Genomic DNA, 13,573 nt, shown 5'->3' with positions numbered 1-13,573 from the left:
ATACCAAGAATAAAGGAGAACTTATGGACAAACCACTGATTACGTTATCAATAGAAGAGTTCGGTTTTGCACTCGCTTCTATGGGAGCAGAAGACGTAGCCGCTGGGTTACTGAAACCGATGTACGGGGAACTATCCGAAAGAGAATGGGAGCTTATTTTACAGGCTGCATCTCATAGTCTTCTATCCAAAGGACTTATTGTCAGTCTGGAAGAGAACGAAATTGAATTCGTACCCGACCTACTTGATATGCTCATTCATTTTGCGAGAAGCCGCAGCATGCTTCGGGGGTATTCTCACATGGGAGGGCAAGAAAAAGTCCTTACCATTCACGCAGGTGAAGATGAACAAGCGGGTCACTATCTTTACCATCTCGCAGTAGATCAACGAATCCACCTGTTCACTTGGACCGAACCTTCGGAATGGGAAGAAGAGCTCTATCGTTTCTATATCCGTCAGGATCGTTCTCTTCCTACCGTATCAGCAAAGTTCCGTTTATCTGAGGCGAGATGGAATGCACTTACCGAAAATCCGTCAGAATCCGCAGTTCGTCGCCTCTTAGAAGAATGGACGATTACGGAGCAGGAGCAACAGCAAATATCCAATTGGAGCGCTGCATTTCTGGATGCAGGAAAAAGCTTGGATAATCTTAGTATTCTGAACTACGGTGATGAGGAAATGCCAACATCAGAACAAATGCTGCTGCTTTTGAATACAGAGCATTGTTTCTGGAGCATCCATAATGTTCAGCCTGATCAAAAGGCAGAGCCTGTCATTGAAATAGAGTGCTCCACGGAACATACCCTTCGTAAGCAGCTGAGGGATATGATCGGCAGTTTTGCCGCTCCTTCCTTACAGCGTTAAGTTCATCTTCTCCTCCTTTCCTTACATCACAGTTACAAGTGGTATAGAAAATAGCCATCTTTGGGAAAATACTGTTGATGTTCGTGTAAAGGAGGTGTTCACATGAGTAAATCATCAAGTAATGAACCAACAAAAGCAGAGGTAAGCACGACAAAGCTGAATAAGCTTCCTGAGCCAGGTGCTTTTGATGTAGAGTTTTCTGCTGAAGAAGCCGCTGAGGTCTTTGAAAAACAACCGGCTGCCGAAAAGAATGCCAAACAGAATTAATTTGTATACATGAGAAATAAGTAGTATAGATAAGCTTCGCAGCTTCTTCCCACGGGAAGCGAGTGCTGCGAAGCTTATTTTACATAGCTAGAAATACTCTTCATTTCTTTTTATTTTACTATTGACCTGTACGTTACGTATAAGTTTAGGATGTAACTTGTGAGGGGGAAAGAACATGGAATACACCGTTCATAAACTGGCTGAAATATCTGGCGTCAGCGGCCGAACGCTCAGGTACTACGATCAGATTGGACTTTTAACACCAGCAAGAATCAATTCATCCGGCTATCGGATTTATGGAGATAAAGAAGTTGACCGTCTCCAGCAAATTTTATTTTATCGTGAACTTGAAGTGAGTCTCGAAGAGATTCATAAAATTTTGGAACACCCAGATTTCGATCCGATAACTGCTTTGAAGGAACATTATGCAATGTTAACTCAGAAACGAGACCACTTGGAACAACTGCTCCATACGGTCAAACAAACCATTGCAAGTAAAGAAGGAGGAACTACGATGCAAGATAAAGAAAAATTCAAAGGATTGAAAGAACAACGGATTCGTGAGAATGAAACGAAGTACGGAGATGAAATTCGGGAAAAATACGGCGATGCTGAAATCGATGAAAGTAATGCCAAATTAAGAGGCATGAGTGAAACCGATTTTAACAAGATGAAAGACCTCGAAGTAGAGATCATTACCTTGCTTCATGAAGCCTATACAACAAACGATCCCGCTTCTGATCAGGCTGAGCAATTGGTTGCGAAGCACAAAGAGTGGTTAATGTATTCCTGGAAGACCTTCTCCAAAGAAGCTTATCAGAACCTTGCCGAAATGTATGTGGCGGATGAACGATTCACTTCTTATTATGATGATCATACAGGCTCAGGAGCGACGAAGTTCTTGAGAGATGCCATACTTCATCATACAAACAAATAATATTTCACGTGCAGTTCGACTCCCCGCACCCCTATTCTTACAAAAAAACTGCCCCGGTGCATGCCCGGAGCAGTTTTTTTATTCCACGATAGAGATTAGCTGTTTCAGCACTTATACACTCACTTTTAGTCTGATCACATTCCAGCTCGCTTTAGCAAGCTGTGAAGTAACAGTTGTGCCGTCTACCACTGCATTTCCACCTGTGTGAGGCGCCACTCGATTTGGTTCTGCAGCCGTATTTACGGCTTTCAGATCATCGGACTCAAGTACCGTGTGCTCAATCAGTCGGCAATCTCCAAAACTGCGCAAATCCACTTCTACCGGAAGAGACTCATCTAGATGACGATTCACAGCGAAGATCGTTACTTCTCCCGCTTCTTCGTTATGTATCGCGATGGCCTCTAAATAGGGAACATCCGTGATCTCTTTCGTATCATATTTAGGGGATTGAATGAGTGGAACAAGTGCTTGACCACGGCCATAAACAGAAGTGTGGAGATATGGGTAATAGATTGTCTGTTTCCAAGCCGCTCCCCCATTCTCTGTCATGATCGGAGCAATCACATTGACGAGCTGCGCTAGACAAGCCATTTTCACACGGTCTGCATGCTTTAGTAAGCTGATCAGCATACAACCTACGAGCAATGCATCTTCATGATTGTACACATCTTCCAATTGCGGCGGTGCCACTTGCCAAGGATCTATTTTACTGTCACTCTCATTGGAGTGAAACCACACATTCCATTCATCAAAAGAAAGGAACATCTTTTTCTTGCTGCGTTTTTTGGCTTTGATGTAATCACAGGTTGCCGTTACCGTATCAATAAACTGATCCATTTCAAGCGAACGTGCTAGAAACTGTGCCGAATCTTGTTCACGATTACCGTAATATTGATGCAAAGAGAGGTATTCAACATGATCATAAGTGTGGTCAAGAACCGTCGCTTCCCATTCAGGGAAAGTCGGCATGTGGATGCTGGAACTTCCGCAAGCTACGAGCTCGATTGTTGGATCCACCCATTTCATTACTTTTGCAGCTTCCAGAGCGATTCTTCCGTATTCATGAGCTGTCTTGTGACCAATTTGCCAAGGACCGTCCATCTCGTTACCAAGGCACCATGTTTTCACGTTGTGCGGCTCTTTGTATCCATGTTGAATACGCAAGTCGCTGTAATAGGAACCGGATTTATGGTTGCTGTATTCTACAATGTTACGAGCAGCATCAATCCCACGTGTCCCGAGGTTCACAGCCATCATGACTTCGGTATTTGCTTTTTTCGCCCAATCGACAAACTCGTTAAATCCAAACCTATTAGTCTCTACCGTTCTCCAAGCCAGTTCAAGTCTTTGTTTCCGTTCCTCTTTAGGTCCTACACTATCTTCCCAATTGTAACCGGATACAAAATTACCTCCAGGATAACGTACGATTGGTACTTGTAAATCCTGAATTAATCCGAGTACATCCTGACGAAAACCGGATTCATCCGCATTTTCATGACCTGGCTCATATATTCCTCCATACACAGCACGGCCCAAATGTTCAATAAAAGAACCATAAATCCGTTTATCAACTTCCCCAATGGTAAAATCTTTATCCACAACCATCTTTGCCTTGTTCGCCATGATCTTCCACCTCTTTAGATTAATAAATAAATTAATTCTATTATGAAATGTCATCGTTCACTTTATATTAAAATCCAAACAAAGTATAAAATCAACCTTCATTTTCCGTATTCCTCAAAAAACATTGGATTTATATTTTAGTTAATTCTATAATAGATGAGAAATTAACTATGAACGTTCAGGAGAGAACAACAATGATACGAGCAAATACAGACGAAAAGTGGCTCCCCCTCTATGAAGCACTTGCTAGTAATGTACGTCTATCGATTATTAAACTGCTTGCTGAACAACCGATGAATATTAAGGAACTTGCAGCAAGTCTTGAGCTAAGCAGCGCCATTGTAACGATGCATGTACGTAAACTTGAGGAAGTAGGTATTACCGAATCCAAAATGATTCGTAAAAATGGCGGTACCCACAAAATCAATTCTCTTTCTGTAGACTGGATCGAGATTGTCATGCCGCAAAAAACACAACTTCCTCGCAAGTATCAAGAAGTATCCATACCGATTGGACATTACACAGAATTTGAAGTTCACCCTACTTGTGGATTATCTACTACAGAGAAAGTTATTGGTCAATACGACGATCCCCGTTACTTTCTTGACCCAGAACGAGTAAACGCCCATATTCTCTGGTTTGGTAAAGGATATGTGGAATACAAAATTCCGAATTATGTTTTACAAGGTCATTCCCTTACAGAAATTGAACTTTCGTTCGAAATTGGATCAGAAGCTCCCGGCGTGAATCCAAATTGGCCCTCAGATATCAGTTTTACTCTCAACGGAGTGAAACTCGGAATGTGGACAAGTCCCGGTGACTCTGGACACGGACGAGGTGTATTCACACCGGAATGGTGGCTGGATGAAGTAAATCAGTATGGTCTGTTAAAAGTAATACGGGTGACTTCCGAAGGAACATTCATTGATGGACAGCGAATGTCGGATGTAACTACTCGGGATATTCCTGTGGATCGTAATCAGTGGACCTTCCGGCTCGCTACCTCTGAAGATGCTTCACATATTGGAGGGCTTACTTTATATGGGGAAGGTTTCGGTAACTACAATCAAAACATCATTTTACGTCTTTATCATGAATAATAAAACGGACATAAAAAAGGCAGTTCTTCTTGTTTGAAGAACTGCCTTTTGGTGTATATATTTTTATAGTGCGCTTCCGCCAAAGAGGAAACGATATTCCCAGTGCTTCCCGGTAATGGTGTCTGTGCGGACACCGCCGGAGTCAGTGGAGTACGTATGCAGTATTTTGTTGTTTCCTAGATAAATACCTACATGGGTAACGGTAGCTGTACTTTTATTCACACCTGAGTAAGAAGACGCACTGGACCCTTTATAGGACATAAAGAACATCAGGTCTCCACGTTTCAGGCTGGAGATGCTGCTTTTTGCGTTGCCTTTATTTTTTACATAAGTAGCTTGTTGACGTGAATCCGCTGGCAGTGTCACGTTAGCACCATCAATAAAAGCACGTCTTACAAAAGAGGAGCAGTCAAAATATTTGGTACTGCTGCGATCCGCACCAAATTTGTATGGAGTACCCATGTATTTTGATCCAGCAGAAATGACCTTCTCAACAGTTGCACTGCTGGAAGAGTTGCTGCTTCCACTTCCCGTTGATCCGCTACTCGTTTTTGTATATTTAGATGATGAAGAAATATAACCCGTGTTCCCTTTGGAGTCTTTTACTTTCAAATGAGAGGTGCCATATTTGCTCAGAACTGTGACGGTTTCTCCCTTTTGAAGCATCCGAATTACGGAATAAGACGTACTCGGTCCCTTTCTCAAGTTAACACCGTAAATAACCTCTGCTGTCGTTGTTGTTGCTGCATAAGCCTGATTTACAAAAACCGGCATATTAACTGCTCCAAGTAACAACGTTGCCGTAATCGATGCAGTAAGTATCTTTTTTGTAACCTTCATGTCGTAATCCTCCTAGAAGTCATATGTTTTTGTTATTTTTAATGGCTTCAGTGACCATCAACTCGTCCCATTTTAGGTGAGGAACACCTCATGATCATCGGACTTTAGTATCATTTCAACTTTCGTATATATAGTTCTATATACCTACAATTTGTATGTATCAAAATATATAAATCATCTAGTTTTTTACTATTCTAAATTTTAGGAAACAGACCTTAAATCTATGTGTATCAAAGACTTCCAAGTAATTTAATCTTGTTTTAATAGTAGGTATTTATACCTACTATACTTCCTGGTCCACTTTTGATAGGAAATAATTACTAGGTCCTTTAGAGCACGATTTTCATGATTTTCGATAAAATTATTGTTGATTTTAACCTTTTTGTAACTATTAATTACTTTTAATTGTTTTATTTCAATATAAAATCTCTCCGCTTCCTTTAATACCCCACTAGCCCTCTTCCCACTTCCTCATCCTTCTTTTGTTTACAGATGGTTTGAGAATCGCCCTTTTTTACCAGTTTTCGTTCATTTTAATTTAATGTTACTTCGTTACAATAAAGAAATGGGCCGCTCGTATTGCCCAGATGGGAGGAGTTATATCCTGAAGAAACCAAGAATTGAGGAACTGACACCGTTTAGAGGTCTTGCTTTTCTAGCAATCGTGATGCAGCACAGTCTTGCAGAATATATTTACCGAGCCGATATTGTCCCTGCGGATTCCATCATGCTTATGTTTATTTATCATTTAACAAGATTCGGAACACCGACCTTCGTTTTTCTATCGGCAGTGCTCCTGTTTTATAATAACGAGCAAAAACTACATTATCCTTCTTTTATCCGTAAACGATTTGGCGATATTTATGTTCCATTCTTGCTGTGGACTATTGTGTACTGGTTGTCTATTCGTTTGACGATGGTTACGAACTGGATGGATATAGAAACGTGGAAAGGTCTTGCACGAGAGTGGTTCACACCACAGGCTGGGTATCATTTGTGGTTTGTCATTATGGTATTTCAGTTCTATCTGCTGTTTCCCTTATTCCGAACCCTCGTACTCAAGATAAAAAGCCGACTTCAGGGGATGGAACATAAACGTCAGAATGCTGTGATTTTGACCATTCTACTAGTCAGTGGAGCTGCCTATACCTATCTTCTATATCTCTCCTATTATCGTATGGGACAATGGGGAGCTGAAAATGCTGTATGGCAGACAATCCTTGGATACAGATCGTATTCTTTCGTTATGTACATCTTCTATTTCATTTTGGGAGCCGTCTGTGCGTTTATGCTTGATCGCTTCCGTATGGTGATGGTGAAATTTTTACCTTGGAATGCCATATTATCAGTCTTACTTTTTATCTATCTTGCTTATGATGTATTGCGGGGATCAGGAGAGACTATGAATTTAAATATCTCGACTTATTTAAAACCAACTACCTTTCTGCTTATCTTGTCGCAAATGTTTCTACTTTACGGTGTTTTCCGGATGATTTCAGTGAAAAGCAAATTCCACCAACTATTTACTTGGATTGGTCGCTACTCCTTTGGCGGGTATTTGGTACATGCACTTATCATCTATGGGATTGCTTTTTTTACAAGACCACTTCAACTTTCAGGCTATCATCTTGGATTCACTCTGCTAACATTTGTACTCACTGCTGTGCTTTCCCTTCTCGTTAGCTTTGGACTCTCTCGTTTGCCAGGCTCTCGATATACGGTGGGACTTGCAAGGAAACGAGCAGACAGTAGCCATGCTGACAGGGTAAAACAACGAAACAACATTCCCGCTAATTCTAAATCTTTAACAGAATAAGCTGAACAGCTGAGTCAAAGAAAAGCCCCTCTAAAGTTATGAACATGCTCATAACTTTAGAGGGGCCATTTTAGTATACCGATCATCTAGTTATCCAGGATACGTTCTATCTGTTCCAGAACATCTGCTGACAACTGAATGCCTGAAGCTCTTACGTTCTCCACTACTTGTTCCGGACGACTCGCTCCAACGAGCGCACTTGCCACATTCTTTTGTCTCAGAATCCAAGCTATGGCTAGCTGTGACATGGACAATTCCAACTGTTCAGCAAGTTTGCCGAGCTGCTTCACCTTAGCAATTTTGTCATCTGTAATGCCATCACGAACAAAATCTAGTTTCGCCGCTCGGCTGTTCTCAGGCAGATTAGAAGCTGAATTGTACTTCCCGGTAAGCAATCCTTGCGCAAGTGGAGAGAACACAACTTGTCCAATTCCTTTTTGTTCTCCAAAAGGAATGATTTCTTTTTCAATGGAGCGCTCAAACATGTTATACATCGGCTGATTGACAACAATCCGATCCAATAGGTATCTGCTTGCGATCTCATGTGATTCCGCCATTTGAGCAGCCGTCCATTCACTAACACCGATGTACAGCACTTTTCCTTGCGTAACCAGATCATCCAGCGCGCGCAGCGTCTCCTCCAAAGGAGTGTCCTCGTCATAGCGATGACAATAAAGAATATCTATGTAGTCCAGACCGAGACGTTTCATGCTGGCATGTGCCTGATCCATAATATGTTTGCGGGACAAACCCTGATCATTCGGGCCTTCTCCCATTGGAAAATACATCTTCGTGGCAAGAACATACGAATGTCTTGGATAAGGAGCAAGAGTCTGTCCTACCAATTCCTCAGCCGCGCCTTGTTCATAGACATTGGCCGTATCAAAAAAATTGACTCCCAAATCATATGCTTGCTCAATGGCGAGGATTGCATTTTCCCGTTCCACGTATCCTCCATATGTAAGCCAGCTTCCGAGACTGATTTCACTGACCTTCAGTCCACTGCTTCCCACTCTGCGGTAAAACATGCAGCATCACCTCCTTCTTCTCATTTTAGTGTAGAACGTCCACTTATGAAAAGTCTTGTCTTTTGGATGTTTTCTCCAAAAAAAGAAACGACCTGTTCTGCTTCCCGCATAGGGAAATACAGAGCAGGCCGTTCTAGCCAGCATCATTACCACTGTTAAAGATGTTTGTTTTAGTTTATTTCGTTTTTCAAAGCTTCCTTACCTGGACCTTGGTTCATTCTTATTTTGCGATGAATGAATTTGTTGAGATCCGGTGTCAGCTGTTCTTTAAGGTGATCAATCAACTGCTTCTCACTGATTCCTTTGGCTTTCGCAATTTCAGCGAGCGACTTCCCTTGTTGTAACTCCTGATTAAGTTGATTCGTTGTTATCCCCAAAAATTTGGCTATGGATTCCCGATTGAGTTTGCTTTGCCCTTTACCATGATGCGAATGTTTCTGTCTAAGCTCACTCATCGGTGTATTAATAACTTTATCTAGTCTTTCCCCAATTGAAGTCTTCATGGAAGCCGCCTGCTCTTTTGTTAAGCAGCCCGCTTTCACCGCTTCGTCGACACGTTGTTCCACCGCAGGCTTTAACTTTTCTTCAAGCTGCTTGCTTGTCATTCCTTTTGTCTTCGCAATGTCAGCAATCGTTTTACCTTGTTCCATCTCTCCAGCTAGCGTTTTGGTATCTATCTTCAGAATTTGTGCGGTCTCTTCCATAAAATACAAGTAGTGACCTGTATGCCCACAGCCCGCTTCTTCCGTCTCTGCTTCTGTAATAACAGCCGCAGGTTGTGCCATAACATAACTAGCCTGACCCATCATCAAGGAACCCAGCAATGCTGCGGATGCGATTCTAACGAGGTATTTGTTCATCTGTCTTATCCACCTTTTCTTGTGTTCATAATGACCTACACCTTTTATTGTGGACGAACTTACCCCTTTTTTATCCATACGAAGAAAAATAAGACGGATTATGTTACTTAGGTACCTGAAGGAAAACGAATAACCGCTTCCGTTCCCGCTCCTTTTTCACTACTGTACTCGATACTGCCTTCCATAGCTTCAATAATGCGGAACGTCACCATCATACCAAGACCCGTCCCCTTTGTCTTATTAGAAAAATAGGGTTCTCCCAGTCTGGCAAGCTCCTCCCCGCTCATGCCAATTCCGTTATCCTGAACGTGAATTACAATTTCTGTCCCTCTCGTGTAGGCCTTAACTTTGACTTCCCCGTTACCCTGAAGTGCTTCAATGCTATTTTTCATAATATTGATAAATGCTTGCTTGAACTTGGACGAGTTTCCACGAATCCACAAATTACTCGGAACATCGATGGAAATCACACCACCCTCCAGATTTGCCATCGGAATGAGCACACCTTCAATATGATTAAATTCTTCTGCTAGATTAACGAGCGTAATATGATCAAATTCCGGCTTAGCAAACGTTAGAAAATCATTAATAATATCCGATGCTCTGTCGAGCTCTTCGAGTGCAATACCTACGTATTTTCTGTTTTTGACATCTTCTTGCTTGCTCATCAACTGTAAAAATCCTCGTGTCACCTGAAGAGGGTTTCGCACTTCATGGGCTACGGAAGCGGCGAGTTCACTAATAATTTTAATTTTTTCAGATCGTTGCAGTTCGTTACTGAATACTTCAAGTTCTTTCGTATAAAGCACGACTTGCTCATGCTTTCCAAGCAATCTGTGGCCTTTTACCGTAATGATCGCACCTACAAAGACAAGAACAGCCCATTTCGTCATCGTGAAGTTATACCAAGGTACGATATAATATAATATCCATTCGGTAGATGCTGTCAGTACAAACAGACCAAATCCGATGGATAGGAGCGCAGCGCCCCGCTCACCTTTTATTGCTTCACGCACCGTAACATATAATAAAATCAAGAGTTCTACGATAAAGATCACACCGAATACGGGACCCGTTACAAATTGAGAAAAGGAGTAGACCTCATCCGGATACAGCAGACTTACTGCCTTGCACAGTATACAGATGACGACATACACAATAAGAAAATTTCTCATTTTACGAATGATCCGGTTAGAATCGGAAGTGAATATTTGCTCGAAACAGTAGGCGATGAGAGGCAACTCCACAGCAAAACTGATTAGAAACAAATAATAACAAACCTGACTCAAATCAGGATAAAAGGTATAGATCGTGCTGGAATACATCGAAATCGTAATTCCTAAACATCCAACAAGGGCTGATATTCCAACCCATAATTTATACCTCAATCTGAACATAAACAACGAGTAAGTGGCGATCACAAAAGACGATAAGAGAAGTAAACCGCCGATCATAAGATCAGCCAATCCATCTACCACAAACTTTTTATTCAAATTGGCAATAGGACCAATCCAGATGGATTGGTCCATCCCCACTTTTTCTTTCTCACTATGGGTCCATATATAAATATTTGTCCCCGCATCCTCTACACTTATGGGCAATAATACGGGATTTTTATCAAATTGATCATCCAGATCCTGTTCGAATAAAATTTGACCTTCTTTATAAACTTTAATCTGCTGACCGTATATATGCTCAAAAAATATTCCCGTGCTGCCATCTAGCTCCTCTGGCAGGGTTACCCTGATCCAGGCTGTGTTTGCCGCGGCACGCAGTTGTTGAACAAGAGGAGCATCTGAATGTATGGTTTTCCATTTGTACTTTCCCCAAATCAGCTTATCGATTGAGATTTCTGTAGTATCTGTGAGCCAAATCATGTCCCATGACGTCAATTTACGTAAATGGTCTTCCTCTGCTGCATGGCTAACAGGGGAAGGCCCAAACAAGAGTATCCCTAGTAAACTCAAGATGAACACAGCAGATACTCTGGGAACAATCTTCATTATTCGCACCTCAATAATTCATTAATATGATGCTTCCACATCTCTACAAGGTCATTAGAATACATCTTTGTTCTTCTGAACCCTCTGCTCTGTTCTCTCTTCATGTCTGCGTACCCGTTCTTCCTCAAACTGGTTTGTAATCATTTCTACAATCCGATGTTCCAAAGGTTCTCTGCCCTTTTCCCACATGAGACTTTCTTCGTCTTCATAAATCGTCCATATATCTGAAAATAAATAATCCCGAATCTCCACGATTTTGCCATTCCATGTCCCACCGTTCCAGAATAAACCTTCTGGAGTTCGAATGACCGTTCGTAAAAATCCAGGTGTAGATGCTTTTTGTCCAATGCGAATCCTTTCTACCATGTTACCAAACGTAAACCACTGCATATTCGCTTTCTCCCTTTTATCATAATAGGTCTCTCTATTTGTTACCCATCTTCTTCAGATGATTCAATCATCCTATAAGATGTTTAAGAATGGGCAAGAAAGAACTGTAAAAAAAATCAAATAAGAGAACATAAGGAGGATACGAAAATGAATGATTCACATAGAAATGTGGAAATTGAACGTAGAGACGTTCAGAAAAAATCAGATTCCAGTTTGGTTGCATCTACATTTATTAAATATGCGGCTTATATCATTATTTTCTTTGGATTATTGTATTTCCTCGTAAAATTTGTATTCCCTATGTTCTAGAAGGACATCATATACTATCAACTGAAAAGGAGAGTTTCCTTATGGATAACAGACCACGAACCACCGAAGCGGACTTTGCTTATGATCGATACAAAACGTTAAATCAGGAAACAGACAGTACCGAGACGATCCCGGCAGATGATCTTGATTATGTGAATACGTATACTGAACAGACAGTAAGTCTTGATGAAGATACAAATCCTATTGAAGCAGAGACTGTGCAGGAGGAGCCCATGCAGGATCTGCGCCCGACTTCTACCACCGAGTATGCTTCCGAAGAAGACTTTATCAATTCTACGGATGAAGAGCTCGTTCGTTCTTCGGAACCTGATCTTGCAGCTGTACCGGATGCGGATGAAGTGGAGAAAAATAGTCCGGTTGATCCAGTATCGCCTGATCCAGATGCAATGCATGGCACCGATCTAATTAATGGTGCTGGCGGAGCACCCAAGTAGATCATAAAGTATATTATATTCGTTCGCGAAATTTTATTTGTAATATATTTCATTTAGTATAATCTAATATCCACATTTTGCGTTACCCTTTTGTTCATAAAATAGGAAATATAGAGAAAAGGACCCTTTCTATTTGATTGGGTTCTTTTCTGCGTATCCTGTTTTGGGGTATGATAACATTATTCGACCACTATCAAGGAGGACCTTTTCATGTTCGTTAGATCCAAAGGTTTCAAACTTCTGTTTATTGTCTCTGCACTTCTGCTTGTCCTTGCCGGCTGCGGAAAAGATGAAGCACCGCAAAACGATGAACTCGAATTCGGAGGAGTTGGTATTCCGAACGAAGATGCATCTCATCCTGTTGCCACCATTGAACTCGACAACGGTAAAAAAATCGTACTAGAGTTGTATCCGGAAGTCGCACCAAATACGGTGAATAATTTTATTTCTCTGGCTAACAGCGGATTTTATGACGGTACGATCTTTCACCGCGTCATTCCGAATTTTATGATTCAAGGCGGGGATCCTGACGGAACCGGAACAGGCGGACCTGGTTACAGTATTAAAGGGGAATTCACGAGTAACGGTGTGAAAAACCATCTGTTGCATACAAAAGGGGTTATCTCCATGGCACGTTCCAATGATCTCGATTCGGCTGGATCCCAGTTCTTTATTGTACAAGCTGATTCAGAACATTTGGACAATATTTATGCCGCTTTCGGAAAAGTAACCGAAGGACTAGATGTAGTTGATGAAATTGCGAATTTGCCAAGGGATGCTAAAGATAGACCTGAGAATCCACCTGTAATGACTAAAGTAACGGTTGATACACTGGGTGTAGATTACCCGGAACCGGAAAAAATCCAATAAACAACAAAGACCGAAAAGCACAGTACCGTGCCGTTCGGTCTTTTTTTTTGCATGGAGTGCCATGTATGTGTTTTAACAACAAAAGATTACGCAAGCAAAATACGAACCCAACCCATAATTGAAATCCAGAGCGGTATACTGAGAATGATTCCCCACATTAAACCTTTCAGCAACTGTGTGTTGTTTAATTCCAATATCAACGACCCCTTCAC

Annotated in this window: 14 protein-coding genes; 8 read left to right on the top strand and 6 right to left on the bottom strand. The window is 41.5% G+C overall.

What is annotated here, in order from left to right; all coding sequences use genetic code 11:
* The first annotated feature begins 23 nt into the window (after positions 1–23).
* The 3 genes from KFT32_RS09935 (at position 24) to KFT32_RS09925 (ending at position 2,067) form a co-directional block, all read left to right on the top strand.
* Positions 24–863, top strand: a complete 840-nt coding sequence (locus KFT32_RS09935) for a hypothetical protein (protein WP_211747020.1) — start codon at positions 24–26, stop codon at positions 861–863.
* Between the two features lie 102 nt (positions 864–965).
* Positions 966–1,130 carry a hypothetical protein gene (locus tag KFT32_RS09930; protein WP_211747019.1) on the top strand — a complete coding sequence of 55 codons (165 nt, stop codon included), beginning with the start codon at positions 966–968 and terminating at the stop codon, positions 1,128–1,130.
* Between the two features lie 175 nt (positions 1,131–1,305).
* A complete protein-coding gene (locus tag KFT32_RS09925) occupies positions 1,306–2,067 on the top strand; it encodes a MerR family transcriptional regulator (RefSeq protein WP_211747018.1) in 762 nt (253 codons plus the stop codon).
* 111 nt (positions 2,068–2,178) lie between these two features.
* Here the strand turns inward: KFT32_RS09925 and arfA are convergent, their stop codons facing one another.
* Positions 2,179–3,690, bottom strand: a complete 1,512-nt coding sequence (gene arfA / locus KFT32_RS09920) for an arabinosylfuranosidase ArfA (protein WP_211747017.1) — start codon at positions 3,688–3,690, stop codon at positions 2,179–2,181.
* A 194-nt stretch (positions 3,691–3,884) separates the two neighbouring features.
* On the opposite strand from arfA, the gene KFT32_RS09915 reads away from it, so the two are divergent.
* Positions 3,885–4,790, top strand: a complete 906-nt coding sequence (locus KFT32_RS09915) for an ArsR/SmtB family transcription factor (RefSeq protein ID WP_211747016.1) — start codon at positions 3,885–3,887, stop codon at positions 4,788–4,790.
* A gap of 63 nt (positions 4,791–4,853) precedes the next feature.
* On the opposite strand, the gene KFT32_RS09910 is transcribed toward KFT32_RS09915, so the two are convergent.
* Entirely contained in the window at positions 4,854–5,630 is a 777-nt protein-coding gene (locus tag KFT32_RS09910) for an SH3 domain-containing C40 family peptidase (RefSeq protein WP_211747015.1), read from the bottom strand.
* A gap of 541 nt (positions 5,631–6,171) precedes the next feature.
* On the opposite strand from KFT32_RS09910, the gene KFT32_RS09905 reads away from it, so the two are divergent.
* Entirely contained in the window at positions 6,172–7,446 is a 1,275-nt protein-coding gene (locus KFT32_RS09905; protein WP_211747014.1) for an acyltransferase, read from the top strand.
* An 86-nt stretch (positions 7,447–7,532) separates the two neighbouring features.
* Here the strand turns inward: KFT32_RS09905 and KFT32_RS09900 are convergent, their stop codons facing one another.
* The 4 genes from KFT32_RS09900 to KFT32_RS09885 form a co-directional block, all read right to left on the bottom strand.
* Positions 7,533–8,474, bottom strand: a complete 942-nt coding sequence (locus KFT32_RS09900) for an aldo/keto reductase family protein (protein WP_211747013.1) — start codon at positions 8,472–8,474, stop codon at positions 7,533–7,535.
* Between the two features lie 170 nt (positions 8,475–8,644).
* The gene (locus KFT32_RS09895) at positions 8,645–9,334 is read right to left on the bottom strand and encodes a hypothetical protein (protein ID WP_211747012.1); all 690 of its coding nucleotides are present in this window, start codon (positions 9,332–9,334) and stop codon (positions 8,645–8,647) included.
* 107 nt (positions 9,335–9,441) lie between these two features.
* Complete coding sequence (locus tag KFT32_RS09890; RefSeq protein WP_211747011.1) at positions 9,442–11,337, bottom strand: sensor histidine kinase; 1,896 nt, start codon at positions 11,335–11,337, stop codon at positions 9,442–9,444.
* 54 nt (positions 11,338–11,391) lie between these two features.
* Positions 11,392–11,727, bottom strand: coding sequence for a hypothetical protein (locus KFT32_RS09885; RefSeq protein ID WP_211747010.1), 336 nt, complete (start codon positions 11,725–11,727; stop codon positions 11,392–11,394).
* A 147-nt stretch (positions 11,728–11,874) separates the two neighbouring features.
* On the opposite strand from KFT32_RS09885, the gene KFT32_RS09880 reads away from it, so the two are divergent.
* The 3 genes from KFT32_RS09880 to KFT32_RS09870 all read left to right on the top strand — a co-directional run bounded on the left by KFT32_RS09880 (position 11,875) and on the right by KFT32_RS09870 (position 13,361).
* Positions 11,875–12,036, top strand: a complete 162-nt coding sequence (locus KFT32_RS09880) for a hypothetical protein (RefSeq protein WP_211747009.1) — start codon at positions 11,875–11,877, stop codon at positions 12,034–12,036.
* A 41-nt stretch (positions 12,037–12,077) separates the two neighbouring features.
* Positions 12,078–12,491 carry a hypothetical protein gene (locus tag KFT32_RS09875; protein ID WP_211747008.1) on the top strand — a complete coding sequence of 138 codons (414 nt, stop codon included), beginning with the start codon at positions 12,078–12,080 and terminating at the stop codon, positions 12,489–12,491.
* A 210-nt stretch (positions 12,492–12,701) separates the two neighbouring features.
* Positions 12,702–13,361: a peptidylprolyl isomerase gene (locus KFT32_RS09870; protein ID WP_211747007.1), complete on the top strand. Its 660-nt coding sequence runs from the start codon at positions 12,702–12,704 to the stop codon at positions 13,359–13,361.
* Positions 13,362–13,573 lie beyond the last annotated feature (212 nt).

Origin of the sequence: Paenibacillus sp. Marseille-Q4541 (assembly GCF_018310695.1) — a bacterium.
Classification (GTDB): Bacteria; Bacillota; Bacilli; order Paenibacillales; family Paenibacillaceae; genus Paenibacillus.
This window is presented reverse-complemented; position numbering and strand designations above follow the sequence as displayed.

Coding starts and splice junctions, on each gene's coding strand:
- KFT32_RS09925 (WP_211747018.1), top strand. CDS start 1,306: ATGGAATACACCGTTCATAAACTGGCTGAAATATCTGGCGTCAGCGGC.
- KFT32_RS09915 (WP_211747016.1), top strand. CDS start 3,885: ATGATACGAGCAAATACAGACGAAAAGTGGCTCCCCCTCTATGAAGCA.
- KFT32_RS09895 (WP_211747012.1), bottom strand. CDS start 9,334: ATGAACAAATACCTCGTTAGAATCGCATCCGCAGCATTGCTGGGTTCC.
- arfA (WP_211747017.1), bottom strand. CDS start 3,690: ATGGCGAACAAGGCAAAGATGGTTGTGGATAAAGATTTTACCATTGGG.
- KFT32_RS09875 (WP_211747008.1), top strand. CDS start 12,078: ATGGATAACAGACCACGAACCACCGAAGCGGACTTTGCTTATGATCGA.
- KFT32_RS09900 (WP_211747013.1), bottom strand. CDS start 8,474: ATGTTTTACCGCAGAGTGGGAAGCAGTGGACTGAAGGTCAGTGAAATC.
- KFT32_RS09890 (WP_211747011.1), bottom strand. CDS start 11,337: ATGAAGATTGTTCCCAGAGTATCTGCTGTGTTCATCTTGAGTTTACTA.
- KFT32_RS09910 (WP_211747015.1), bottom strand. CDS start 5,630: ATGAAGGTTACAAAAAAGATACTTACTGCATCGATTACGGCAACGTTG.
- KFT32_RS09885 (WP_211747010.1), bottom strand. CDS start 11,727: ATGCAGTGGTTTACGTTTGGTAACATGGTAGAAAGGATTCGCATTGGA.
- KFT32_RS09905 (WP_211747014.1), top strand. CDS start 6,172: ATGTTACTTCGTTACAATAAAGAAATGGGCCGCTCGTATTGCCCAGAT.
- KFT32_RS09870 (WP_211747007.1), top strand. CDS start 12,702: ATGTTCGTTAGATCCAAAGGTTTCAAACTTCTGTTTATTGTCTCTGCA.
- KFT32_RS09935 (WP_211747020.1), top strand. CDS start 24: ATGGACAAACCACTGATTACGTTATCAATAGAAGAGTTCGGTTTTGCA.
- KFT32_RS09880 (WP_211747009.1), top strand. CDS start 11,875: ATGAATGATTCACATAGAAATGTGGAAATTGAACGTAGAGACGTTCAG.
- KFT32_RS09930 (WP_211747019.1), top strand. CDS start 966: ATGAGTAAATCATCAAGTAATGAACCAACAAAAGCAGAGGTAAGCACG.